Genomic DNA, 25,818 nt, shown 5'->3' with positions numbered 1-25,818 from the left:
ATTTATGACCACTCTCGCACTAAAAGCTCAATATAAAGCCCCAGCATCAATAATTAAGGAGGTAAAAATAGCTCTTGATCATTACCCCGAACTTAACGACACCCCAATCACTTTCAAGTTCAAAAAGAACATAAGTAAATCTACCATGCAGGCACAACCTCATTTTTGGAGCCTTTTTAAATCTTGGAAAAATAGAAAATATGTGATTCTAATCAGCGAACGTATTAAAATATCAGGTAAAACTTTTTTGACTAGAGATATTCCCCAAAATATTATGATTGGCTGGTTAGGTCATGAGTTGGGTCATGTTATGGATTATAGAAATCGTAGCAGCCTTAACCTTATTTGGTTCGGACTCAAATACACGTTCTCCGGTTCGTATATAAAAGAAGCAGAACGTGCAGCGGATACCTACGCAGTTTCCCACGGTATGGGTGATTATATTCTACAGACCAAAAGTTTTATTCTTGATAATGCGGAAATTGAAGAAAAATACAAAAGCCGTATTCGTAAGTACTACTTATCACCAAAAGAGATTATGACCTTGGTAGAGGAGAAAGAACAAGTGGAAGAAGAAAAAGTTGATTAAAAAATATAGCTCTTTCATAGGCTATCTAAAAAATGTAAAACAGCATTTGCACTACGGCCATTATTTTCTCTCATTTAATAAAAGTAGAATCGCAAAGTATATTGCGTGCAAAAGTTGTGCACCAACCGCTCCCCAATTCTCAATAGAACAACTACCTAAAATTAATAGAGACATCAAAATTATACCCGCCATTAATGTGTATCGCACATAAAACCCAATAAGCATGAACAAACCAATTAACAATTCAATAATCGGTAATGCATAGCTAAAAGGCAAAATCAGAAACTGCGGTATAAGAGACTCGGCCATTGTTTCCATCATCCAACTACTGAAAACTTGGATCTTAGGTAAGCGTACCGCCCCATGACCAAACATACTGATGGCAAGTGGTAGTCGAAGAAAATAGTGCAACGTACTTCTTTTCAAGATATATAAAGTAAAGCGGAAAAAACCATACAGTTCTTTCCGCTATTTGTTTAATCAGTTATTCTTTTCATATTACATCTGGCCACTCATTAGGCAACTCGCCACTGAAGCCCATTTTGGGCAACTCGCTGATCATACGCAATTCTTCACCATTGAGTTCAAAGTCAAATATATCTATATTCTCCAATACTCTTTCTTTTGTAGTCGATTTCGGAATGGGAATAGCACCATTCTGAACTATCCATCGTAAAGAAACTTGAGCGACTGATTTGTTATACTTATCAGCTATACCCTGCAAGGTCTTATTGCTGAAGACTGCACCTTTTGCCAAAGGAGACCAAGCCTCTAATCGAATATCATGTTGTTTACAGAAATCAACAACCTCTGGCTGCCAATACCCTGGGTGAAATTCTATTTGGTTCACCGCAGGTTTTATTTTAGCTGTTTGCAACAAAGGTTCTAAATGTTCTGGCCAAAAATTACTTAAGCCAAGCGATTTAATTTTTCCTTCGGATTGAAGTTCTTCCATAGCTCGCCATGTCTCACTATTGGCTTTTTGCCAGTTTTTCCCAAAATTTTTCTCGTTGGCCGGCCAATGAATCAGGTAAAGGTCTACGTAGTCAAGATTCAACCGTTCTAGAGATTCTGCAAAAGCCTTTTTGGTCTCTTCATAACCTAAGCGATCTCTCCAAACTTTTGTCGTAAGCATAATTTCTTCACGGGCAATACCACTTTGCGCTATGCCCTTACCCACCGCTGCTTCATTTTCATAACGTGCGGCCGTATCTAACAGGCGGTATCCGTTTTGCAAGGCGAACTTGACACTCTCTATACCTTCTTGTTCATTGGCCTCATAAGTACCAAAGCCAATTTCAGGAATGGTTTTACCATCGTTCAAACTGTAATTTTCGATTGTTTCATTTTTTATCTTTTCCATTGATTACTGTTTATTGTTAAACACCATTTTAAAATTTTGTTGGCAATTATCCAAGCAAGATTTAAGGCCCTTATAAAATAATTGTATTTCAGCTCGAAAAACTAAAAGTTCTCCATTTTACAGGAGACTTAGCTTTCTACCCATTATATCTATAGTCATATTAAGAGGATTTTTTTTGGAAACACAACTTGTAAGACCAAAAGCAATCTAATTTTAATTAAACCGGAGACCAAAACGGAAATACTAATAAAGTTCCAAATTATCTAGTACTCGCACTTAACAAGCCAAATGAAAAGCCCTTTAGAAATCATGTATTCAGCAGTAGGTTCAAATACTGACGAAGCCTAAACTTTAGAAGCCGTTTCACGCTGTAAATTAGCTACAAATTCTTCCCATTCTTTAAATTTCTCTTCTCCCATCACCCGTTCCATTTTTACTTGACCACCTTTCTTCTTGTTTCGACCGTTCCATTCAGAAAAGGCATTGGGTTTTACGGTGGTTACCCGCACACCTTCCAGAGCTTTTGAACGAGCCACCTTGTAGTTCTTATTGGCTTGTTTTAAAAAATCGTCAAGTGCTTCTGCCAGTTTATCATCCTCCTTTGAATCTTCTGTACCCAAATACCAGCAATGATAAAAATCATCGTCTATTCTATTGGCACAAAGTGTATACTCAGGAATTTTCATAGAAAACTTTTCCTCTAAATGCTGCACGGCATCATCCATCTTATTTACAGAAAGTTGAGACCCGACCGTATTAAGAAAAAACTTGGTTCTTCCCGTAATTTTTATTTCGGCCCTTTCAATATCAGTAAATTCAATCGTATCTCCGATAATATACCTCCAAGCCCCAGAGACTGTAGAAATTATGAGAACATAGTCTTGATCTTTCTCTACTTCGGATAATCGTAGTGCCGGAGCATCATCAATAAGCGAACCGTCTTGATCGATATATTCCGGTTTGAAAGGAACAAATTCAAAATAGATACCTCCGTTAGTGACCAACTGCATGGCCGAAGTTTCGGGGCGTGCCTGAAATGCCACAAAACCCTCTGAAGCCAAGTATGTATCTATGACCGTTATAGGTTGACCAAGTAAGGCATTGAAACTCTTCTTGTACGGACCAAAAGCGACACCGCCTGAAGTGTAAACCTGCAAATTTGGCCAAATTTCGTGTATGTGGTTTAAATTATGATAATCTATGACCTTTTGTAACATCAATTCCATCCACGATGGTATACCGCTTAAGGCCCCAATATCCCAATTTTGAGCTTCTTCGGCTATTTTTTGTACGCGCTCGTCCCAATCATCTATTTCCGCAATATCTTCGCCCGGCTTATAATAACCCCGAAACCATGTAGGAATATTGCTTGCGCTAATACCGCTAATCTCACCCTCTTGATGACCATCTACTTTTTCTAAATCGGTAGAACTACCCAGCATCAAAATACCTTTCTCGAAAAAATCGGCAGGTAAGTCAAAATTACTTAAGGCATACACTTGCTCGATACCGGCATCACGAATAGAGGTAATCATATCATCGGTTACGGGAATTCGCTTACTACTATTACCTGTGGTACCTGAACTTAAGGCAAAATAATCAGGTGTGCCGGGCCAAGTAATATCGGTCTTGTCTTCGTGAAGTTTCGACCACCATTCTTCATGCATTTTGTTATAATCATGATAAGGTATCGAACTGGAAAATATTTTGCCCCTATCATCGGATTCCAATATTTTCTCAAAGCCGTAATGTTTTCCGAAGGCTGTATCTTGGGCCTTTGTCAATAGTTTTTCAAGAACCTCGTTTTGTTCTTCGACCGGATTTCTCTCACCTGCGAGTTTATCTCTAACATCTATAAAGCCTTTAATAATATTTCCTATGATGGGCATGGTTGTTTTTTTTTACAAAATTAAAACAGCGCTGCACCGAAGAAGTGCTACATAGATGGGGACTTTAGCTCAGAAGTGAAAAATTTATCTTATTCCTGAAATTCTTTGCTTAAAACATCAACAGGATAGGGTACTTTTTCGTCCGTACCCTTTAGAATAGGCATTTGAGCATCTACATCTTTTAAATAATCAGATAAGTTTTGGGCCAACTCCCTAGTTCTTAAGGTATCTACCTCTACCAAATTTTTGGTTTCCCCAATATCTTCCTTAAGGTTGAAAAGTTCCATCTCTTGACTCTCATGGTAGTAAATCAACTTAAAACCACCTTTTCGAATGGCACTTGCCGCGCCAATACCTGGCCCTGACGGGCCCCATTCGTTAGGGTAATGCCATACCAAAGGCCTTACCCCCTCATATTCTTTTTCACCTTTAAGTACCGAGACAAAGCTTTGCCCATCGACCTTTTGAACCGTATTCAAACTATCGATGCCAGCCATTTCTAAAATCGACGGGTAAAAATCTTCTATAATAACTTGATAGCTAGAGGTACTATTTGGTTCAATCTTTTCAGGCCATTTAACCAACATAGGCTCTCGAATGCCGCCCTCTCTCATTGAACCTTTACCACTCGACAAGGGCATATTATGGGTATGTGGTTCACCCCCTCGTGCATGTGCACTTAATCCGCCATTATCAGACATAAACAGAACCACGGTATTTTCTGAAATTTCCTTTTCATCTAAATATTTCATTATATCGCCCAAACTTTTATCCATTCCCTCGACCATAGATGCATATCTTGCCTCCGTACTATCCAATCCTTTCTCAAGATATTTCTGAACGAACCGCTCATCGCCCATAATCGGGGTATGCACGGCGTAGTGAGACATATACAAGAAAAATGGCTGTTGTGTGCCAGCAACGGAATCTAGAGATTTAAGTGCTTCTTGTGTTATAGCTTCCGTTAGAAAAATATCCTTTCCGTGGTATTCTTCCAAGCCGGGTACCGCCCAAATCTCTTTCCCTTTCTTGCCGTTACCGAAATTCTCAGTGCCCAAGTAACTTTCCGGGGCACCGGCGGCATGGCCGGCAATATTAATATCAAAACCCAAATTCAAAGGATTTTCACCGGGCGTACCGATGGCGCCTAAATGAGCTTTACCCGCATGAACTGTGTAATAGCCTATATCATGCAATGCCTGAGGCAAAGGCATGGCATGCACACTTTTAGGGTCACCTGCTACAGGGCTTAATCCATTTACATTCCATTTCGGAAACTTTAATGAATCATGGTTTTTCTCCATAGGTTGAATCGAATCTTTACGGAGCGTCCAATTTGTTACCCGATGCCTAGCGGCATTCATTCCCGTCATTAAGCTAACTCTTGTTGGAGAACAGACGGGTGTGGCATAGGCTTGAGTAAACTTCATGCCCTGTGCCGCCAACTTTTCCATATTTGGGGTATGGTAACGGTCATTGAAAGGTGTGCGCTCAGAATAAAAAGGTACCGAGGTATCTTGCCAGCCCATATCGTCTACTAAAAACAAGACAATGTTGGGCGGCACCTCTTCTACTTCTTCCGATTCGCAGCAACAGAAGAGCATTATCAGTGCACTAAGAAATATATATTTATGCATAATTAATTTGACTTATTTTGACAGAACGACTTCTCTTTGTTGCCAAGTTTTACCTTGAAGGTTTAGATTTGAATTTTTTTGTTTGGGGCCTGGCGTACTTCTACCCATATCGATATAAGACACTAACAAAGACTTTAGTTCTTCAACTTTTTCAGGATGCTGGGCATATAAATTCTGCTTTTCTTCCGGGTCGGTAGATAAATTATAAAGTTGTATCGGAGGTAGTTTTTCTATGCCCTCTGAATTGGGTTTGGGGGCACTCCAACCTCCAGAACCTGGGCAAAGAATCAATTTGAATTCATTTTTTCGAATCGCGAAGCTTCCGTTTATCGAATGGTGAACCGTAGCCTCTCTGAGATATTCGGTTTCCCCACGACTCAAGAATAAAGGCAGCATCGAAAAACTGTCTTCACCTTCATTGTCATTTAACCGTATTCCTGCAATATCGGCAGCAGTAGCCATAAAATCGGTAGTGCATATTGTTTTGTCAGAAACAGAACCTGCTTCTATTTCCTTCGGCCATTTGACAATAAATGGCACCCGATGGCCCCCTTCATAAATATCGGCTTTATGGCCACGATACTTACCGCTTGGGTCATGATCTTTTTCCGCCAATAATTCGAAATTTGCCTGTGGAGAGCACCCATTATCACTAGTGAAAATTACTATAGTATTTTCTGCAAGGCCTTTGTTTTCAATAGTGGAAACCAATTGTCCGACATAATCATCAACCATCATCACAAAATCAGCATAGGGGTTTAAATCACTTTTACCCAACCATTCTTTAGTGGGTAGAATTGGAGTGTGTGGCGACGGTAATGCCAAATACAGAAAGAATGATTTATTTTCTTTTGACCGGTCTTCAACATAATCGATTGCCTTTCTGAAAAAATTAGGGGTAACATCATCATGTACAAAATCAGCTGCCGTAGGCCCTTCTCGCCACCAAGTATATTTTCCTTTATCGACGGTAACCGTATCTACGGCAGCTGTAACCTTACCATTTTCGACATATACATAAGGTGCCATATCTAAAGATCCAGAATGCCCATAAGAATAATCAAAACCCAAGTCTTGAGGCCCATTGGTAATCGGTTTAGTGAAGTCAAGATTGTCAAAATCACGAGCATCCCAACCTTCACCCTCAATTAGGGTGCTGTCTTTTACGGCCCAATCCCAACCGAGATGCCACTTTCCAATAAATGCCGTATGATAATCAGCCTTTTTCAAGACAGAGGCGACTGTGCTTCTTTCCGTTGGAATTAAGGCTTTAGATTTTCCTGTGAGCACTCCACTTTTTAACGGACTACGCCAATTATAGCGCCCTGTTAATATACCATACCTGGTCGGCGTACATACCGCTGAAGAAGTATGGGCATCGGTGAATTTCATTCCACTTGCCGCCAACTTATCAATATGCGGGGTAGGTATTTTACCTTCTCTATTGAATGCCGCAATATCACCGTACCCAAGGTCATCGGTAAGTATGTAAATAATGTTCGGTGACTTCTTAACAGTTTCACCGGGTTCTTTTTTTTGTTCTTTACAGGATATGAAGATAGCCGAGAAAAGAACGAAGTAAATTTTGAGTTGGTGGGTGAACATTGGTTTTGGCTTTTGGTTTGTGTACCCTCTATACGGGTATGGGTTAAAAATACATAATCGACCGTATTTCTTTGACAAACCATTGACTATTTTTGTAATAGTAGAACTTTAAACTAACTTTAAGTTCTGAGCAAAAGAATTCAAGTATTGTATTGCATTGTTGACATAGAAACCACCGGAAATAGCATCAGGGGAAATAAGATTACCGAAATATCTATTTTTAAATATGACGGTTATGAAATTGTAGATGAATTTACTTCGCTGGTCAATCCGCATTGTGAAATACCTTATTTCATTACCCGGTTGACAGGAATCGATAACGAGATGGTTCGTGATGCCCCCACCATTGATGAAATCGCTCCTGAAATTTTACGCATCACCGAGGGTACAATTTTCGTGGCTCATAGTGTCAATTTTGATTACAACATCATTAAAAATGAATTAAAAGAGATCGGTCGTGAGTTTACCAGAAAGAAATTATGTACCGTTCGGCTCTCACGTCAATTGTTGCCCGGTTATCATTCCTATAGTTTAGGCAAACTCTGCTCTTCGTTAGAAATTCCGTTGACCGATAGGCATAGGGCCCGAGGCGATGCACATGCTACAACCCTATTGTTTAAAAAATTATTGCGAGCAGATGGTGCTGAACAAGTTTTTAAGACTTTTCTGAACGCACGCTCTCAAGAGGCTACTTTACCAGCCTCTTTGCCCCGTGATGCTTTTAAGCGATTGCCAAATAAGCCGGGAGTGTATTACTTCAAGAATAACAAAGGCAAGATTATTTATGTGGGCAAAGCTGTGAATCTCAAAAAAAGAGTGCTTAGCCATTTTTATGACAAATCGAGCAAAGAGGTTCGCATGTGTGCTGAAACGGCTGATATAGATTTTGAACTTTCTGGTAATGAACTTGTGGCCCTCTTGATGGAATCATCGGCAATTAAACATTATTATCCCGAGCATAACCGTGCCCAAAAACGCAAAATTCAGCCTTATGGCATTTTTAGTTATGAAGATCGTAACGGCATTAAACATCTTGCCTATAATAAGCTGAAAATGGCCCCAAACGCATTTTCAGTTTTATATAGCCCGACCACTTGTAGATTGTTTTTGGAAGAAATCTGCAAAGTTTATCGACTATGCCCCAAATACTGTCATTTACAGGAGAATGTGAAAACCTGTTCGCACTATAGAATCAATGGGTGTGACGGCATCTGCGAAGGTTCTGAGAACATTGGGGAGTACAATGCCAAAGTTATCAAAGCCATTGAACAGGTCAATTCTGAAAGGGAAAATTTTATTATTCGTGAAAAGGGAAGAGAACCTGATGAAGAAGCCTTTATAATGGTTAAAAACAATGCTTACATAGGGTACGGATTTATTGAAAAGGAAGTAATCATCAACAGCCAAGAAGACCTTACCGCTTATTTGATCGCTCAACCGAATACCCTTGAAACCGAAAGTATTATTCGGTCATACGTTAGTAAGAATTCAAGAAAAGTTATCAATTTGAAAGAGGAAGCCTGGGCATTTTAATCGTTATTTTTTCATCTGCCTGTACATTCTTATTACAAGAAACATCCACACCACAAAAATGAAGCCCACCAAAACTGAATATAGAAGAAGGTAATCCATCACCATTTGTATTTGAGATATTTCATTAGAATAAATCTGGTCGGTTAAAATGTTTCAACTGGAATCTTGAAATTTGATATCATCAGAAAAAATGCCCTACAAATTTTGATTGCACCAGAAAACTAAGCATCATTGTAAACAACAGTAGACCAATACATTTGAGAGTGCCCGTAAAACATATCGTCTTAAATTTCCTACTTAAGATAGTAAAATATATCTTAAATCAAGATGATTTATTGTGTTTTCTTTAACATTAGCGAAATTGTCAATAAAATGCTTCTTGAAATGCTTCATTCGCAAAATAAATTGACTTATTAAGTATTTATTTAAATGCGTAAATACTTCAATCTTAATTTTCAATGGTAGAAAATTGAATATATCTTAGGAAACAAATACTTAGCTCATAAAGATATTTGAGATAAGGTGACTTTTATGGCTCTATTTGAGATTATAATGTAGTCGGACAGACATAATCAGTTACCCGTACTCCCGATGATTTTAGAGCTGCGAAACCACCCTCTACATCAAATAAATTATGAACACCCCTACTTTTAAGAATTGAGGCAGCTATTACCGATCGGTAACCCCCGGCGCAATGCACATAAAAATCTTTGTCCTCGGGAAAATCGTTCATAAAATTATTCAAGAAATCTAGAGGAGTATTAGTAGCCTTTTTTACATGCTCTGAAAGGTATTCGCTTTCTTTTCGCACGTCGAATACGGGTACAGAGTCATTCTCGACCCTCCTCTTTACCTCATCAGCTGATAGTGTAGTTATCGTATCAAAATCTTTCCCCGCTTCTTTCCAAGCTTCAAAACCACCTTTCAAATAACCTATAGTACCATCAAAACCAACTCTAGATAAGCGGGTAACCGCTTCTTCTTCTTTTCCTTTTGGGCAAACTAATAAAAGAGGTTGTTGGGTATCGGCGATAAGCGCTCCTACCCATGGGGCAAAATCTCCATTCAAGCCAATGTATATAGAACGTGGCACATGCCCTTCAGTAAAGTCTTTTTGATGTCTTACGTCTAGAACTATCGCGCCCGTTTCATTAGCGGTATCTTCAAAAGATTTTGGGTCTAAAGCCGTGGTTCCGCGAGTTAGTACATCACCAATATCTTCATAGCCCTCTTTGTTCATTTTTACATTTAAAGGAAAATATTTTGGGGGTGGCAAAAGCCCTTCAGTTACTTCAGCAACAAACTCTTCCTTGGTCATATCGGCACGCAAAGCATAATTCATCTTCTTCTGGTTGCCCAAGGTATCTACCGTTTCTTTCATCATATTCTTACCGCAAGCCGACCCTGCACCGTGCGCAGGATAAACCACCACTTCATCAGCTAAAGGCATTATTTTATTTCGAAGACTATCGTACAAAATACCCGCAAGGTCATCTTGGGTCATATCGGCAGCCTTCTGCGCTAAATCGGGGCGCCCCACATCTCCTAAGAACAAAGTATCCCCAGAAAATATAGCATGGTCTTTTCCTGTTGCATCACGTAAGAGATACGTAGTACTCTCCATAGTATGACCTGGAGTGTGAAGTGCGTGAATGGTAATATCACCCAGCTGAAAAACCTGCCCATCTTCTGCTATAATCGCATCAAAAGAAGGGTTTGCATTGGGCCCGTAGACAATAGGTGCACCCGTCTCTTTTGACAAGGTTACATGGCCACTTACAAAATCAGCATGAAAATGTGTTTCAAAAATAAACTTGATCTGTGCCTTATCAGCCTTTGCCCGCTTTAAATAAGGCTCGACTTCGCGTAAGGGATCAATAATCGCTACCTCACCTCTACTTTCAACGTAATAAGCCCCCTGCGCCAGACACCCGGTATAAATCTGTTCTATCTTCATGGCAATTTTATTTTCTTTAAATACTATTCTTACTTACAAAAATACCTATACCCCCTAGATTCTAATGTAACCTATGTTACCGCTTTCTCAAATTCTGATAAGCGATTTTCTCACTGATAGCAGATGGCAATTCGGTTTGATCAAAATAATAAACGGCTTCTTTCGTACGCACGAACAAATGCTGCTTGGTCAGCACATCTATTATACCGCTACTAAAGATAATATCCCTTGTTGGGCCAATGGCACCTGCTATATAAAATTGCAGACCCCGGCCTTGAAGATCATCTATCACCCTAATCAACATTTGAGCAGCACTTGAGTCGATATAATTGATGGCCTCGGCATTTAAAATGATGCCTTTTAATGAATCTCCCTTACCATCAATACTTTTATAAAGTTGCTTTTTGAAAAAATTCTTGTTACCAAAATAGAGTTGCGAATCAAATCTTATAATGAGTAAATCTTCACGTAACTCTACCTCATTACTAAATCGATCTATATTCTTGTAATAATCGGAACCCTCAATTTTTCCTAAAACGGCGAAGTGGGGTTTTGAACTTTTATAGACCATTATCAAAAGAGATAAGAGCACACCTAAAAGAATACCTTGTGTAATACCTATAAATAAAGTAATCAGAAATGTAAACATTAAAATCGCCAACTCATCTTTGCGATATGACCATAAGTTTTTTGGGTATTCGATATCGATCAATCCCACTACGGAAACCATGATTATACTAGCCAAGACCGCATTGGGCAAATAATAAAATAAAGGTGTTAAGAACAACAATGTTACCACAACCATCATAACACTAAAAAGTAATGCAACCGTTGTTTTGGCTCCCGAAGACCCATTTATGGCCGAACGTGAAAAGCTTCCGGTAACGGGATAAGATTGAAACAATGAACCCAATAGGTTCGAAGCACCAATAGCTATCAACTCTTGATTCGCTACCACAGTTTCCTCCCCGTTTTTTTCTTCAAGTGACTTACCTATCGAAATTGCCTCTAAGTAACCGATTAAAGCCAATGTAAAGGCTATAGGTGCAATTTCAAGCAAATTTTTAAAGGTTACGCTGGGTAGTTCGAAATGAGGTAAACCTGTAGGTATACTGCCCACGATTTTAACTCCGTACGATTGTAAATTGAAAAGATAGACCACTAGAATACCCAGAATTACTACGACAAGAACAGCCGGCATTTTACGATTCAACCGTTTAAACAGTATAATAAAACATATACCGATCAAGCCTATAAGCAAATCAACAATATTGGTCTCCGGTAGTTTTATAGCGGCATTATATACCATTTCATGAAAGCGGTTACTTTTTTCGATTGTGGCCCCCAGTAAATGTTTTAACTGACTAAAAATAATAATCAATGCCGCTGCAGATGTAAAACCACTTATCACAGGTTTAGACAAAAAATTGACCAAAAAACCCATGCGTAGAACGCCCAATACAATTTGTATGGCGCCGACCATAAATGCCAGCAATACAGCCATGGCCACATAGTTCTCTCCTCCAGTAGTTAAAAAAGGCACCAGCCCGGCTGCAACCAAAAGAGAATCCATCGCAACGGGCCCAACCGCCATTTGTCTCGAAGTACCCAAAAAAGCATAAACGACTATTGGAACCAATGAAGCATATAATCCATAAACGGGAGGTAAACCTGCGATCATGGCATAAGCCATACCTTGAGGAATCAAAATAATACCAACGGTGAGACCCGCCAAAATGTCTTTTGTGAACCAACTTTTATTATAAGCCGGCAACCATTGCAAAAACGGAAAGAAGTTTCGCATGAGACAAAGGTAAAACAAATTGAAGCCCTATATGTGACTTGGGTTACATGTTCACTGATTGCAATTCTAAAGATTATTTAGAGGGCCAGTACTTTAATCTGATTTCGGTACATCTCTATTTTGTCTTCATTTTCAAGCTTTTTCAACAACCGTGAAATCACCACTCGAGATGTATTGAGGTCGTAAGCTATCTCTTGGTGCGTCGTTTGTATAACCTCATCATGATTGACCTTGGCCTTATCTTGAAGATGCTTGAGCAAGCGTTCATCCATACGCATAAAAGCCAAGGTGTCGACGGTCTCCAGTAGTTCCATCATTCTGGTATGATAACTGTCTAAAATAAACTGTCGCCATGACTGATATTTGGCCATCCATACTTCCATTTGACTAACTGGAATCATCAATAGCTCGGTATCACTTTCGACCACCGCCCTTATTTCACTCTTATGTTGCCCCATACAGCAAGAAAATGTCATGGCACAGGTATCTCCACTTTCTAAGAAATACAACAAGAGTTCATCACCCTTATCATCTTCACGAAGAATTTTTATAGCCCCTTCGAACAGCAATGGCATATGGGTAAGAGTTTTGCCGATGTCCATTATAACCGTACCTTGAGCTATCTTTTTCTGATGGCCTACACTTTCTATTTCAGAAAGCAGAGATTCTTCAAAAAGATGACCGTAGTGTTGATTTAGCTTTTCATTCATCGCTTTATCTATTACAATTTGGTCAACTGAACTTTGAACACCTTCTCAGTAGTTTTCAAGAATTCGAAACCATCGTGCAGGTTTTGCTGCTCAACAGCATATGGGTAGAACGTAATCGGTTCGATACAGAGCATATTGTCAACCTCTGTCCACAACATAAAATTGCCAAAACCTTCGGTGGTAATTTTGAGCTGTTCTTTGTCTTGAAGTATTATTTCTGTGCAGTTGGGCACTTGTAAAGCTCGACTGCCCACATCTAAAACCTCTTTCAAGGTTATAATTTTATCATCGGCAACTATCGTAGGATTATCGCCATGCAGTTTAAATGCTGGATGATACCCCAGCATAAAAGGCGTGTCTCGCTCTCCGGAAACCGTAAATGATATATTCAGGCCCTGCTCATTCAATTCAAATTTCTTTTCGAACCTGAAACTATACGTCCAGAACAAGTACTGTTTATTCGACTTCTCAGGATATTTCGAATTCAATACCGGGGTTCTCTCGTTGTAATTTTTAGCATATTTTGCTTCAACGGTAGATGTACCCACTTGCTCATAATCAAGCTCTCGGAGCAAACCATGTTGGTCTTGAATTGCGATATCTCGCGGAGTCTGTACCTGAAATTTAGCATCAGCTGTTGGACCAATAATAGGAAACATTTCAGTATCGGCATTACGCCAGCCTGGACTTCCTTTTTGATGAATGAATTCGTGCCCATCCACTTGATAACTCACGAGTTCACCTGTATCTATTTTGACTTCTTGATTTCCTGATTTCAGAATTTCCATAGTTAAATTATATTATAAGAACCCTTGTTTCTTCATCCATTCGTCATTGAACATTTTTCCCACATATCGGCTACCGTGGTCATGAAAAAGCACTACGACGACATCATCTTTTGTGAAATGCTCTTTCAATTGTAACACCCCTTTAATGGCGGCGCCGGCAGAATTGCCCAAAAACATGGCCTCTTCTTTGGCCAATCGTTGTGTATATACCGCAGCATCTTTATCGGTCACTTTTGTGAAACCATCAATGATTTCGAAATTCACGTTTTTAGGTAGTATGTCTTCACCTATACCTTCGGTAACATAAGGATATATCTCGTTCTCGTCAAAAACCCCTGTCTCGTGATATTTCTTGAATACCGAACCATAAGGATCTACGCCCCAAACCTTAATCTTCGGATTTTTCGATTTTAAATACGAACCAACGCCCGAAATAGTACCCCCGGTACCAACGCCCACAACAAAATGTGTGACCTTACCGTCGGTCTGCTCCCATATTTCGGGTCCCGTACTCTTGAAATGTGCTTTGGTATTCGATAGGTTATCATATTGATTCACATACCAGGCTCCCGGTATTTCGCTGGCCAACCTTTTAGCAGTAGAATAATAACTTCTAGGATCATCAGGGGCTACATCGGTAGGGCATACATGAACTTCACTCCCCATCGCCCTCAATATATCTATTTTCTCTTTTGATTGCTTATCGCTCATCACACAGATCAAACGATACCCCTTAATTGTAGCCGCTAGAGCCAGACCCATACCTGTATTGCCCGAAGTTCCTTCGACAATGGTACCACCCGGTTCAAGATCACCTGCCTTCTCAGCATCTTCAATCATCTGCAAGGCCATACGATCTTTGACCGAATTACCGGGGTTGAAAGTTTCGTATTTGGCTAAAACAGTACAAGGTAATTCCGAAGTCAGTTTATTGAGTTTGATCAAGGGTGTATTGCCAATGGTCTCAAGTATATTATTTGCATAGTTCATTCAAAATTAGTTTTTGATTTCATCAGTCTTAAAAAGTTGAGACTTAAAAAGGTCTCTATTTTATTCAAACTGAATTGCCTTTACAGGTGTAATCTTTGTAATTATAAATGAGGGTACCAACAGCATTAACAGGCAAAGAAACAGTACACCTAAATTTAAAAGCAATACAGTTGAAAAATCGATATACACGGGTATATAGTCAATGTAATACTCCTGCGGATTCGGAAATTTTAAAATTCTGAACTTTTGTTGAATGAATATGGCTCCCAAACCAATTAAATTGCCCCAAAAAAGTCCAATACCGATCAAATAGGTCGCATTGTAAAGAAATACCTTTCGAATGCTCCAATTTGCAGACCCCAACGCCTTTAACACCCCGATCATTTGGGTTCGTTCTAAAATAAGCACCAACAAGGCCGTTATCATATTAAAGCCACTTACGATGATAACAATGCCTATAATCAGTAAAATATTAAAATCAAAAAGATTGATCCACTCGAATATTTTATAGTACTTATCTACTATGGTCTGGGTGTCTAGGGTTGATAAGGTCTTTCCGTAAATCTCTTTACTCTTTTCATCGATATCGTCAAAACTGTTTAGAAATATCTCAAAATTGCCGACCTCATCTTTTCCCCATTTGTTCATTCGTTGAATATGCCGAATATCGGTAAATAAGTAGACCCCGTCAAATTCTTCAAATCCACTATCGTACAAACCAGAAATGGTAAAACGTCTCTGATTGGGCAATTTTGACACGTCGTCATCCTTAAGAAAAAAGGCATAGAAATTATCGCCGGTCTTAAGATTCAATCGATTCGCCATAAGACGAGACATTAACACCTGCTCGTTCAATTCTCCGCTAAAATCGGGTAATTCGCCATCAACTATATATTCCTCAAACACAGACCAGTTGTAGTCTTTCCCCACCCCTTTCGCTAAAATACCTTCAAAGGTTTCTTCGGTACGAATGATACCACCTTTACTTGCGACGGCCTGTACATGAGAGATACCATTAATAGTAGTGAACTTAGGGTAGAAATCTTGATTCAGTGAAACGGGTACTATTGAAACATCAGAAGCATTATTATCAAAATTTGAAATTTGAATATGACCGTTAAAGGCAGCAACTTTTTCACGAATCTTATATTTGAGCCCCACACCGGTACTAACGGCAATCAGCATCATAATTAAGCCCAATGCAATAGCTGCAATCGCTATTTTTATTATCGGAGCGGAAATACTAATTTTATGCGCTGCACCCTTGATGAGCCTCTTGGCCAAAAAATATTCAAAATTCAATATATGGCATTTTTATCCTCTTTCAAAAGTACATTTTTCATTTGGTTTTTGGTCTTTTCCTCATGTGCAAACCAAGAGAAAGCCAACAATACGGTTACCAAGACCAATGTGCAGGTAGAAGACTCGGTAATTGCCCCTCCGGTAACCGTTGGTGCTAACCGAACAGAGCGTTATATCAATGAACTTCTAAATAAAAAAGTGGGGATTGTAGCCAATCAGACCAGTGTTATTTTCAAAGCTACAGATCCTGAAGGCGATTCGACCCAAGCACCTTTTAGATATGAGCATTTGGTCGATTCTTTACTCGCCATGAATGTTGACATTAAAACGGTGTTCGCTCCGGAACACGGATTTCGAGGAGCGGCAGATGCAGGTGAGAAGATAAAAGACAGTATAGACCCAAAAACTGGTATTCCTTTAATTTCTCTATATGGAAAGAACAGAAAGCCTTCAGCTGCTCAATTGAATGATTTAGATGTTATCGTTTTCGATATTCAAGATGTAGGTGTCAGATTTTACACCTATATCGCAACATTACAGTTGGTCATGGAAGCTTGTGCCGAAAACGGCAAACCCATTATTGTTCTAGACCGCCCCAACCCCAATGCCCATTATATCGATGGCCCGACTATGGAAAAGGCCCATACCGGATTTTTAGGAATGACCGAAATACCATTAGTATACGGCATGACTATTGGAGAATATGCACAAATGCTGAATGGTGAGGGTTGGCTCGAAGGTGGAAAAAAGGCGGATTTGAAAGTTATTTCTTTAGATAATTGGACGTACGAGACCGAGTATTCGTTACCCATACGACCTTCCCCAAACCTACCGAATGACAAATCTATTAATCTTTACCCCAGTTTAGGTCTCTTTGAAGGTACTAACATTAACGCCGGTCGTGGAACGGAATATCAATTTCAACGCTATGGAGCTTCTTTTTTAGATAGTACGCAATACAGTTTCAGTTACATTCCGAAACCGAACTTTGGATCGAAGCACCCAAAAGAAGAAGGTAAAAAGTGCTTTGGAAAAGATTTATCTGAAATACCCAAGAAAAACGAAGTTTCATTGCACTGGGTAATTGATTCGTATATGAATGCGAAAGACAAAAGCTTGGTCTTTAATACAAGTGGTTTCACTAAACATGCCGGGACCAAAAAACTGCAACAACAGATAGAACAAGGTCTCAAAGAAGAGGAAATTAAGGCCAGTTGGCAACCTCAATTGGAAGAGTTCAAAAAAATTAGGGCAAAATATCTGATGTATTAAGCAATCTTCAGATTGAGAATAATCTTGCGTACATTCAACCAAAACATGTTTACAGTGGTAGACAGTTTGTCTGAAAAATCAGCAAGCATTAGAATATTCTTTTCAAAATTCTGCAAGTCAGATTTACTCAAACTATGTACCCCAGGGTCAAAGTAGGCCATATTCCAATCTGAAAAACTACGTTCATCATCTAATTCTTCACTGACCAGCCGCACTTTTGAATGCCTTGGGTCTTTTTTTATTACTTTAAAAAGAGAACGTACTTGCTCGCGCTCGCCCTCTAGAATCTGAACAAACGAACCATTGTGATAAACGAGACACCCCGTAATGTTCATCGATTTATTGTGATTTCTGGCACTTGCAAGAATCTCATTTACACCATTAGTATCAAAAGGTGTCTTGGCATTTGATTCATAAGTAAGTTTATATATCATCTACTGAATTTCGTTAAGCACAAAAATACTATAAAGTCTATGACCATAGGCTATTTATCAAAAGCCTGTTCAACAGAATAGTCTTCAATGGGCTCAAGACCGGTTGGTTTTCTATATTTATGAAATGGTTGTTTGAGCAATCCCTTAATACTAGAATTTTCTATTTCATCTGGAAAAGTGTCGACCCCATAGACAATTTTTTCCCTCTCAAATTTCATGTAAGTACCGAAAAGGCGGTCCCAAATCGAAAAAATATTTCCATAATTTGAATCGGTATAAGGTAGTTTATAATGGTGGTGTACCTTATGCATATCTGGGGAAACGATGATCCAACTGATAAGTTCATCGGCTTTATGGGGCAACTTTATGTTCGCATGGCTGAACTGTGTAGCAACCAAAGAAAGTGATTGGTACAGCATCACAATACCTATAGGAGTACCAATAACAAAGACACCGGCCAAGGTGAACGTAAAGCGAATCATGCTTTCTAAAGGATGGTGGCGGTTCGCAGTTGTCGTATCCACATTATGATCGGTATGGTGTACCAAATGAACCATCCAGAGGGGTTTTACTTTATGCTCAACCAAATGTGCCAAATACGCACCTACTAAATCTAACAGCAAGACTCCTAAAATCACATAGGCCCATAGTGGCATTTCGGGCAGCCAATTAATAATTCCGAAATTGTTGATCGCAGTCCAATCTGCGGTTTTTAAAAGTAGAAAAGCCAAAGCAAAGTTGACGATTATCGTCGTAAACGTAAAAAAGAGGTTCGGCAACGCATGCCTCCATTTTTTGTATTTGAAGCGGAAAAGAGGCACAGCACCTTCAAGAATCCAGAAAAATGTAATGCCGCCTACCAGAATTAGTGAACGGTGTAGTGAAGGTATACTTTCAAAATAGTTTATAAGTGACTCCATGTATCGGGATGCTACAACAGAAAGGTTTAAGTCGTAAACTTTATCCTTTAGAAATATACAAAATTTAAATCATTAGCTTTTGCAAAGTGGGGTTCACAGATATATCGTAATTTTTTCAGTAAATGAGCTTTTGAAACTGTTTTACTGGTCACATCTGAAAACTTAATATAACATTGATATTATTTTATCTCCGCATCCTTGAACAACCTTCATCTCTAATACTGTCCTATTGATAGATTGTAATTTTAAACGGTATACGAGCTGATGGCCCAAAGATTCTCCTCATTGGGGGATGGGAAACACCAAAAACAAATGATCAAAACTTTAATCGATCAGGTTATAATGATGATTTTGAAAGATTAAACAAGGTTGACCAGTTCGATTTTTTAAGTACAATAACGTAATTTTAAAAGGCATTAATTCAGCTTAACCGGCACCCATACCTCTTCCTCTGAATCTGGATGGTTGTTCTTGTATTTTTCACCCAAAAGTTCAAAATGCGGTCTTTTATCGAGCTTATATTTTGAATTGGGCAACCACTCCTGAAAAATGGATTCCATCGTTTTATGAAAAGTACTCATATCGCCTCTATGCACAAAAACGGCATACAATCCCGAAGGTAATAGCAATGAGTCAAAATCGTCATTAGTGTTTTCAAAATTCGAAACCTCGACAGCGGCCCATTTGGTGAATTCGGCAGTCGGCTCAAATAAGGTTAAATTCGATTCATCATAAATCTGCAAAGAAAATAAATCTGCACCTATTTGATTTTTGATTTGTTTTCTTTTGGACATAAAGCCACTCCACAACTCGAATGTTCGGTTATTCGTCAAACTCATTTGTAAAGCGTGACCTACTAAAATCTTCTCAGCTATTTCTTCAATTCTAGGTTGCACGTTCTATTCCTTATTTTAATTTTATTCGCTCTTTCATAGCCTCAACAATGTTAAAGGCTGCTGGGCAAATTGCAACATTTTTAAGGGTAAGGTTTGAAATTTGTTGAAATTTTTTCCTGTCGGTATGTGGAAACTCACGACAGGCCTTTGGTCGCACATCATAAATCGAACAGTAATTATCGGCACCTAAAAAACTACAGGGCATCTCTTGCAACACATAATCATTATCCTCGTCAATTCGTAAATAGTTCTCAATGAAAACCTGAGGTTTCTGACGAAAAAATTTCGATATTCTTTCGATATCCGCAGTCGTAAATAAAGGCCCCGTCGTTTTACAACAATTGGCGCACTCCAAACAATCGGTGCGCTCAAATTCAGCTTCATGCAACTCTTGCATGATGTAGTCGATATTTTTGGGAGGTCGTTTTTTTAGTTTGGTAAAAAACCTTTTGTTCTCCCCGTGTTTTTCGTTCGCTTTCCGCGGAAGTTGTTCCAGTATCTTATCCATCCTCCTAAAATCTGGTTAAAACTAAGCAAGAAATGTCTAAATAGTCCATTTTTGTAAAACAAACACATCTGTAATGAAAGATATCTTTGGTATAGCACTTCAAGATTACCAACAAGGCAATTATTCGGAAGACATTACCACATGCTCGTCATTGGATGAGGAAGATAGTATACCCCTCCCCTATTTGTTCAGAACTTTCGACGAGATGCCCGAACTGGAACAAAAAGCTCTATCGCTATGTCAGGGCTCTGTTTTGGATATAGGATCAGGCGCTGGCAGTCACAGTCTGTATTTGCAGGAAAATGGTTTTGAAGTGACCGCCTTAGATAGTTCAAAGGGTGCTATCGATACCTGTATACGAAGGGGAGTTGAACGAACGGTACACTCTCCTATTATAGATTTCGACAAAGCTCGATTCGATACTCTTCTAATGCTTATGAACGGTATTGGCATCGTAGGCGAACTGAACCAACTTCATAAATATTTGCTCCATCTTAAAAGCTTGTTAAAACCGAACGGACAAATACTATTGGATTCTAGTGACATTATATACATGTTTGAGCAAGACGAAGATGGCGGCGTTTGGGTGCGCGATACTGGCCATTATTACGGGCAAGTAGAATTTACGACTAGTTATAAAGGTGAAAAAAGTGAACCATTTAGTTGGCTATACGTAGATTATCGTACATTGTCGAATGCCTGTGTCGCCGCAGGCCTGCAATGTGAACTGGTTCAAGAGGGAGAGCATTTCGATTATTTGGCACGATTGTGGTAATCTTAATATTAGTTCTATCATCTTTTACGTTATATAAGATAAAGGCATTCAATGAATAAGACATTTATTATTATCTCGGTGCTCTTTTTGGGTTTGATGCTCGGCTGCTCAAGCGATACTCTAGATGGTGATACACCAGAACAGATTAGACCAGTAGATAAAACGGCTAATCTTCAAGGAACAGGTGATTCTGCACGTGACCTTTTATCGAACGACAATTTTAGGAAGCTAAAAATAGAAATCGCCTATGTCGACGGTTTTCAACCTACACAAGAGGCGATGAACGGTTTTGTCAGCTATCTGAAAGAACGTACGTTCAAAGAAGAAGTCGAGCTTGTTTATCAAGCAGTTCAGTCACCAGATGAAGAAAGTTTGACTTTAGACGAGATTGTAGACCTTGAAGATAAGCACAGAACGGTTTATAATGAAGATGACACCTTGGCCATCTACATCTATTTCGCTGATGCACCCGCCGATGGTGACGATTTAGAAGAAGGGTTGGTTACCTTGGGAGCGGTTTACCGAAATACCTCTATGATAATTCATGAAGCAACCGTTCGCAGGCTTGCAGACCAAAGTTTCTTTATTTCCGATGCCGATGTTGAAAATACCACATTGAACCATGAGTTCGGTCATCTTTTCGGATTGGTCAACTTAGGAACGACACCTATCAACGACCATGAAGATGTGCAAGTAGATGAAAATGGTGAAGCGGAAACCGATGCGCGTGGCAACCCCATTGGAAATAATCACTGTTCGGTTCAAGGATGTCTCATGCGCGCCGAACTACAGTTTGGGGGCCCTTCGAACAAAGGGGCATCGTTACTCTCTAAAAACTCCAATAATTTAGTTGTACCCTGTCGATTGAGCGGTGCAAGTGTTCTAAAAATGTTAGAGAATCATACATCAAAAGGTCTAGCAGATCCACCTGGGCTAGACAACGAATGCCTTCTGGATTTAGCTTCTAACGGGGGAAGATAATCTCAAAAAAATTACCTAAGGTATATTTAGATACTTATGCGTTTGAAGCGATACTTTCCATTTTGGATGCTTCATCACATAATCAACGATCATTGGTGTAACCTTGTCACGAACACTCCACTCAGGTTGTAAATAAAGAATACATTTATCGTTGACCTTTGCTGCTTCTTGTTCGGCAAAAATCAAATCGTGCTTATTATACACTATTACTTTGAGCTCGTGGGCCACTTCATAAATTTCCGCTTCAGGAAGTTTATTCTTTTTTGGGGATAGGCAAATCCAGTCCCAGGTGCCCGTCAAGGGGTAGGCCCCTGAAGTTTCGATATGAATTTGAAGGTCTTTATCTTTTAAAGCATCCGTTAAGGGCTTCATGTTCCAGGTAAGCGGTTCACCACCAGTAACAACAATGGTATTAGAATATTTGGCTGCATTTTCTACAATGTGTTCTACCGATGTCGGCGGATGTGTACCTGCATTCCAGCTCTCTTTTACATCGCACCAATGACAGCCAACATCACAACCTCCTACCCTAATGAAATAGGCTGCGGTACCTTTATGAAAACCCTCACCCTGAATGGTATAGAACTCTTCCATTAGGGGCAACAATGTTCCTTTATCAACCTCCCTTAAAACTTCCTCTTCTAACATTCTGCAAAGATAGGCGTTGCAAATTCCAAAACCCAAAAAACGAAAACCCAATTCCGATTGTGCACAAAACAAGCCGGTCATCTTAGTAAAATGTACCCCTCTGCGCTTCCATAGAGCTAAAATTCCCTTATTTTTACTCAAAATTTCAACCAAATGGCCAGCAAAGAAGAGTTTTTTGACCATATAGAAAAAGGCTACGCCACCAAAGGAGACCATCTTATCATGGGGGCTGCAATGCTCGAAGGGGAAGCTGTTACCAATGCTCATGTAAAAGTACCCTTGAAAACCATGAACCGACACGGACTCATAGCCGGTGCTACGGGAACGGGTAAAACAAAAACCCTACAGGTGCTTGCGGAAAATCTATCTGACAAGGGTGTTCCGGTACTTTTAATGGATTTAAAAGGAGATTTAAGCGGTATCGCACAACCCAGCCCAGGCCATGCAAAGATCGATGAGCGACATGCGAAAATAGGTTTACCCTTCGAGGCCAAATCTTTTCCAGTGGAAATTCTGTCTCTCTCTGAGCAAGATGGAGTCAAACTGCGTGCTACCGTCTCTGAATTCGGCCCAGTGCTTCTTTCTAGAATTCTTGATCTAACCGCAACGCAAGAAGGTATTGTAGCTGTGGTCTTTAAATATTGTGATGACAATAAACTGCCCCTTCTCGATTTAAAAGATTTTAAAAAGGTATTGCAATATGCTACCGGTGGGGGCAAAGCAGAGTTCTCTAAAGATTACGGCCGTATTTCGACCAGTTCTACCGGAGCCATACTTAGAAAAATCATTGAACTCGAACAACAAGGTGCAGACCTCTTTTTCGGGGAGAAATCTTTTGAGGTCGATGACCTCACCCGAGTCGATGAGAACGGAAGAGGCTATATTAATATTATTCGCCTAACGGATATTCAAGATAGACCCAAATTGTTCTCAACTTTTATGTTGAGTCTTTTGGCAGAAATATATGCCACTTTTCCTGAGCAGGGTGACAGCGACAGACCTGAATTAATTCTTTTCATTGATGAAGCACACCTTATTTTTAACGAAGCATCAAAAGCACTTTTAGACCAAATAGAAAGCATCGTAAAACTCATTCGGTCAAAAGGTATCGGCCTTTATTTCGTCACACAGAATCCGACCGATGTGCCCGACGCAGTTTTATCTCAATTGGGGCTAAAGGTTCAGCATGCCTTACGCGCCTTTACCGCTAAAGACCGCAAGGCCATAAAACTGACCGCTGAAAATTACCCTGATTCCGACTTTTACGATACAAATGAAGTACTTACCTCTTTAGGTATTGGTGAGGCCCTTGTTTCAGCTCTCGATGAAAAAGGCCGACCCACCCCATTAGCTGCCACGCTTTTACGTGCACCTATGAGCCGAATGGATGTTCTTACCGATAATGAACTGAAAGCTTTGATCAAGAAATCTGACTTGGTGAAAAAGTATGGCGAAAATATTGACCGGGAAAGTGCTTACGAGATTCTAAATGAAAAAATAGATAAAGCGGAAAAGGAAGCTGCCAAAGAAAAAGCGAAACCCAAAACCACAAGTCGAAGAAGAACCAGCACCAGACAGAATCCTGTAATTAAAGTCTTGACCAGTGCAACTTTCATCAGAGGCGTGCTAGGTGTCTTAAAAAAGGTGATACGTTAGTTACTCTACTATTACTAAAACCATAAAGTTTGAAAATGAGGTATATTATAATATTCAGTTATTTAATTTTAGTTCTTTCGGGCTGCAAAGAAGAGAAAGACACTACTTTTTTAATCACCAAAGATGCCATTGGCAAATTGGACCGAATCAGTCTCGCGCGCGATATAGAGGTTATCTACGCTAATGACTCTATTGTAAAAGATTCATCGATAGTGAACACCTCGAACAATAGTAAAAAATTCAAGATTTTTGAGACCGGTGGTAAACATTTGTTGACCTTGACCCCGAGTTCAGATAGTATACCTACCATTGAAAATATTCGGATCGAAGATAAGAGGTTCACTACCGAAAAGGGGGTAGGTCTCGGCAGCACATTTAAAGATATTAAGGATAATTACTCCATTAGAAAAATTATCACATCAATGAACAATGTGGTGATCCTCTTAAAAGATAGTGATGCTTATTTTACCATCAGTAAAGAGGAACTACCCTCTAGTCTTCGCTACGCATCTAGCGTTAATATTGAAGCGGTTCAAATACCCGATGATGCAAAAATCAAGTATATGATGATTGCTTGGGACTAAGAATTTAATGATTTAGAAAATTTAAATTTTTGAGCGGCTCATTACTTTTCATTTAGCCCTTAATACTATTTTTGCCTCCGCTTACAAAAACCCCTGAAGATTGAATAAGTTGACTCCCAAGGTCTATGGCCAATATTTTAATTTACTTGCTTTTTTCTCAAAAAGAAAAGCGGCTCAAAAGGCTTTTGATGTTTTTAGTACGGTAAGAAAAGGTCGTGTGCAACCACTTCAAGCTGACTATTTGAACAATGCCAAACATCAAGTCATTGAGACCGAAAATCATAGTCTACAAACATACCAATGGCCCGGATCAGGTGAAACGGTATTATTGATTCATGGCTGGGAAAGCAATAGTTTCAGATGGCGCAATCTGATTTCTTTTTTACAAGAGGCAAATTACAATATCGTTGCTTTTGATGCTCCTGGTCACGGTCATTCTTCAGGTTCGAACTTAGACCTACCCTTGTATACCCATTGTATACAAAAAATGGTGGAAACCTATTCCCCAGCGTATCTTGTCGCTCATTCCTTCGGTGGCATGGCGACCTTGTACGGCGAGTACAAATATCAAAACCAGAATGTTGAAAAAATAGTGACCATAGGCTCCCCTGCCGAGTTTCATGAGCTACTAGGGCACTACCAAAAATTATTGGGATTCAACAATCGTGTTCTCGGTGCTTTCAACAAATATATTATTGACCGATTCGGCCTTGAAGTACGTGATTTTTCATCTTCTAAATTTGTTCAAAACAACTCTAAAAAAGGGTTGCTGCTTCATGATGAATTAGATTTACTAGCACCGTTTCATGCATCAAAAGAAGTACATAAACATTGGAAATGCAGTCGCTTTATTCGAACCAAAGGCTTAGGCCACTCGATGCATCAACCAGAAATTAACAAACAGATTGTTGATTTTTTAGAAGAATAGTTATCAAATCGCCATATACTTCACGTGAATAGCAGTTGGAAAATTGGTA

The 25,818-nt window shown here is 39.4% G+C and carries 24 protein-coding genes; 8 read left to right on the top strand and 16 right to left on the bottom strand.

Annotated features, from left to right (window positions below; translation table 11 throughout):
• Nucleotides 1–4: 4 nt before the first annotated feature.
• Entirely contained in the window at nt 5–589 is a 585-nt protein-coding gene (locus tag IV512_RS13185) for a hypothetical protein (RefSeq protein WP_209404106.1), read from the top strand.
• Between the two features lie 60 nt (nt 590–649).
• Here IV512_RS13185 and IV512_RS13180 read toward each other — a convergent pair whose 3' ends face one another.
• The 5 genes from IV512_RS13180 to IV512_RS13160 form a co-directional block, all read right to left on the bottom strand.
• Entirely contained in the window at nt 650–1,015 is a 366-nt protein-coding gene (locus tag IV512_RS13180) for a DoxX family membrane protein (protein ID WP_245224818.1), read from the bottom strand.
• Between the two features lie 67 nt (nt 1,016–1,082).
• Nucleotides 1,083–1,952: an aldo/keto reductase gene (locus IV512_RS13175; RefSeq protein ID WP_209404104.1), complete on the bottom strand. Its 870-nt coding sequence runs from the start codon at nt 1,950–1,952 to the stop codon at nt 1,083–1,085.
• Between the two features lie 344 nt (nt 1,953–2,296).
• On the bottom strand, nt 2,297–3,841 hold the full coding sequence (locus IV512_RS13170) for a GH3 auxin-responsive promoter family protein (protein WP_209404102.1): 1,545 nt from the start codon (nt 3,839–3,841) through the stop codon (nt 2,297–2,299).
• An 89-nt stretch (nt 3,842–3,930) separates the two neighbouring features.
• Nucleotides 3,931–5,478, bottom strand: coding sequence for a sulfatase (locus IV512_RS13165; protein WP_209404100.1), 1,548 nt, complete (start codon nt 5,476–5,478; stop codon nt 3,931–3,933).
• A gap of 12 nt (nt 5,479–5,490) precedes the next feature.
• Nucleotides 5,491–7,083: an arylsulfatase gene (locus tag IV512_RS13160; RefSeq protein ID WP_209404098.1), complete on the bottom strand. Its 1,593-nt coding sequence runs from the start codon at nt 7,081–7,083 to the stop codon at nt 5,491–5,493.
• Between the two features lie 147 nt (nt 7,084–7,230).
• On the opposite strand from IV512_RS13160, the gene IV512_RS13155 reads away from it, so the two are divergent.
• Nucleotides 7,231–8,616 (top strand): exonuclease domain-containing protein, encoded by a 1,386-nt coding sequence (locus tag IV512_RS13155; protein WP_209404096.1) that lies wholly within the window; start codon nt 7,231–7,233, stop codon nt 8,614–8,616.
• 547 nt (nt 8,617–9,163) lie between these two features.
• On the opposite strand, the gene IV512_RS13150 is transcribed toward IV512_RS13155, so the two are convergent.
• The 6 genes from IV512_RS13150 to IV512_RS13125 all read right to left on the bottom strand — a co-directional run bounded on the left by IV512_RS13150 (nt 9,164) and on the right by IV512_RS13125 (nt 16,167).
• Nucleotides 9,164–10,573, bottom strand: a complete 1,410-nt coding sequence (locus IV512_RS13150) for a rhodanese-like domain-containing protein (RefSeq protein ID WP_209404094.1) — start codon at nt 10,571–10,573, stop codon at nt 9,164–9,166.
• A 76-nt stretch (nt 10,574–10,649) separates the two neighbouring features.
• Nucleotides 10,650–12,377, bottom strand: coding sequence for a SulP family inorganic anion transporter (locus IV512_RS13145; protein ID WP_209404092.1), 1,728 nt, complete (start codon nt 12,375–12,377; stop codon nt 10,650–10,652).
• Between the two features lie 77 nt (nt 12,378–12,454).
• On the bottom strand, nt 12,455–13,087 hold the full coding sequence (locus IV512_RS13140; RefSeq protein ID WP_209404090.1) for a Crp/Fnr family transcriptional regulator: 633 nt from the start codon (nt 13,085–13,087) through the stop codon (nt 12,455–12,457).
• Nucleotides 13,088–13,098: 11 nt separating this feature from the next.
• Entirely contained in the window at nt 13,099–13,875 is a 777-nt protein-coding gene (locus IV512_RS13135) for an aldose 1-epimerase (RefSeq protein WP_209404088.1), read from the bottom strand.
• A 12-nt stretch (nt 13,876–13,887) separates the two neighbouring features.
• Nucleotides 13,888–14,865 (bottom strand): PLP-dependent cysteine synthase family protein, encoded by a 978-nt coding sequence (locus IV512_RS13130; RefSeq protein WP_209404086.1) that lies wholly within the window; start codon nt 14,863–14,865, stop codon nt 13,888–13,890.
• A 60-nt stretch (nt 14,866–14,925) separates the two neighbouring features.
• A complete protein-coding gene (locus IV512_RS13125) occupies nt 14,926–16,167 on the bottom strand; it encodes an ABC transporter permease (RefSeq protein ID WP_209404084.1) in 1,242 nt (413 codons plus the stop codon).
• A 3-nt stretch (nt 16,168–16,170) separates the two neighbouring features.
• Between IV512_RS13125 and IV512_RS13120 the strand changes: the two genes are divergently transcribed.
• Nucleotides 16,171–17,439, top strand: coding sequence for an exo-beta-N-acetylmuramidase NamZ domain-containing protein (locus IV512_RS13120; protein ID WP_209404082.1), 1,269 nt, complete (start codon nt 16,171–16,173; stop codon nt 17,437–17,439).
• On the opposite strand, the gene IV512_RS13115 is transcribed toward IV512_RS13120, so the two are convergent.
• From IV512_RS13115 to IV512_RS13100, 4 genes are all read right to left on the bottom strand, one after another.
• Nucleotides 17,436–17,873, bottom strand: coding sequence for a BLUF domain-containing protein (locus IV512_RS13115; RefSeq protein WP_209404081.1), 438 nt, complete (start codon nt 17,871–17,873; stop codon nt 17,436–17,438). The genes IV512_RS13120 and IV512_RS13115 overlap by 4 nt on opposite strands.
• Before the next feature lie 50 nt (nt 17,874–17,923).
• On the bottom strand, nt 17,924–18,793 hold the full coding sequence (locus IV512_RS13110; protein ID WP_209404079.1) for a sterol desaturase family protein: 870 nt from the start codon (nt 18,791–18,793) through the stop codon (nt 17,924–17,926).
• Between the two features lie 416 nt (nt 18,794–19,209).
• Entirely contained in the window at nt 19,210–19,689 is a 480-nt protein-coding gene (locus IV512_RS13105) for a GyrI-like domain-containing protein (RefSeq protein ID WP_209404077.1), read from the bottom strand.
• 10 nt (nt 19,690–19,699) lie between these two features.
• Complete coding sequence (locus tag IV512_RS13100) at nt 19,700–20,197, bottom strand: YkgJ family cysteine cluster protein (RefSeq protein ID WP_209404075.1); 498 nt, start codon at nt 20,195–20,197, stop codon at nt 19,700–19,702.
• A 73-nt stretch (nt 20,198–20,270) separates the two neighbouring features.
• Between IV512_RS13100 and IV512_RS13095 the strand changes: the two genes are divergently transcribed.
• Both IV512_RS13095 and IV512_RS13090 read left to right on the top strand, forming a co-directional pair.
• On the top strand, nt 20,271–20,972 hold the full coding sequence (locus tag IV512_RS13095) for a bifunctional 2-polyprenyl-6-hydroxyphenol methylase/3-demethylubiquinol 3-O-methyltransferase UbiG (RefSeq protein ID WP_209404073.1): 702 nt from the start codon (nt 20,271–20,273) through the stop codon (nt 20,970–20,972).
• Between the two features lie 51 nt (nt 20,973–21,023).
• Nucleotides 21,024–21,953, top strand: a complete 930-nt coding sequence (locus IV512_RS13090) for a hypothetical protein (protein WP_209404071.1) — start codon at nt 21,024–21,026, stop codon at nt 21,951–21,953.
• A 15-nt stretch (nt 21,954–21,968) separates the two neighbouring features.
• Here the strand turns inward: IV512_RS13090 and IV512_RS13085 are convergent, their stop codons facing one another.
• A complete protein-coding gene (locus IV512_RS13085) occupies nt 21,969–22,601 on the bottom strand; it encodes a 7-carboxy-7-deazaguanine synthase QueE (RefSeq protein ID WP_209404618.1) in 633 nt (210 codons plus the stop codon).
• 153 nt (nt 22,602–22,754) lie between these two features.
• Here IV512_RS13085 and IV512_RS13080 point away from each other — a divergent pair, with 153 nt between their 5' ends.
• The 3 genes from IV512_RS13080 (at nt 22,755) to IV512_RS13070 (ending at nt 25,769) form a co-directional block, all read left to right on the top strand.
• Nucleotides 22,755–24,257 (top strand): helicase HerA-like domain-containing protein, encoded by a 1,503-nt coding sequence (locus tag IV512_RS13080; RefSeq protein WP_209404069.1) that lies wholly within the window; start codon nt 22,755–22,757, stop codon nt 24,255–24,257.
• Between the two features lie 35 nt (nt 24,258–24,292).
• Nucleotides 24,293–24,841, top strand: a complete 549-nt coding sequence (locus tag IV512_RS13075) for a hypothetical protein (protein ID WP_209404067.1) — start codon at nt 24,293–24,295, stop codon at nt 24,839–24,841.
• A 100-nt stretch (nt 24,842–24,941) separates the two neighbouring features.
• A complete protein-coding gene (locus IV512_RS13070) occupies nt 24,942–25,769 on the top strand; it encodes an alpha/beta fold hydrolase (protein WP_209404065.1) in 828 nt (275 codons plus the stop codon).
• Nucleotides 25,770–25,818 lie beyond the last annotated feature (49 nt).

Origin of the sequence: Pseudozobellia sp. WGM2, from assembly GCF_017810075.1 — a bacterium.
Classification (GTDB): domain Bacteria; phylum Bacteroidota; class Bacteroidia; order Flavobacteriales; family Flavobacteriaceae; genus JADNYK01.
This window is presented reverse-complemented; position numbering and strand designations above follow the sequence as displayed.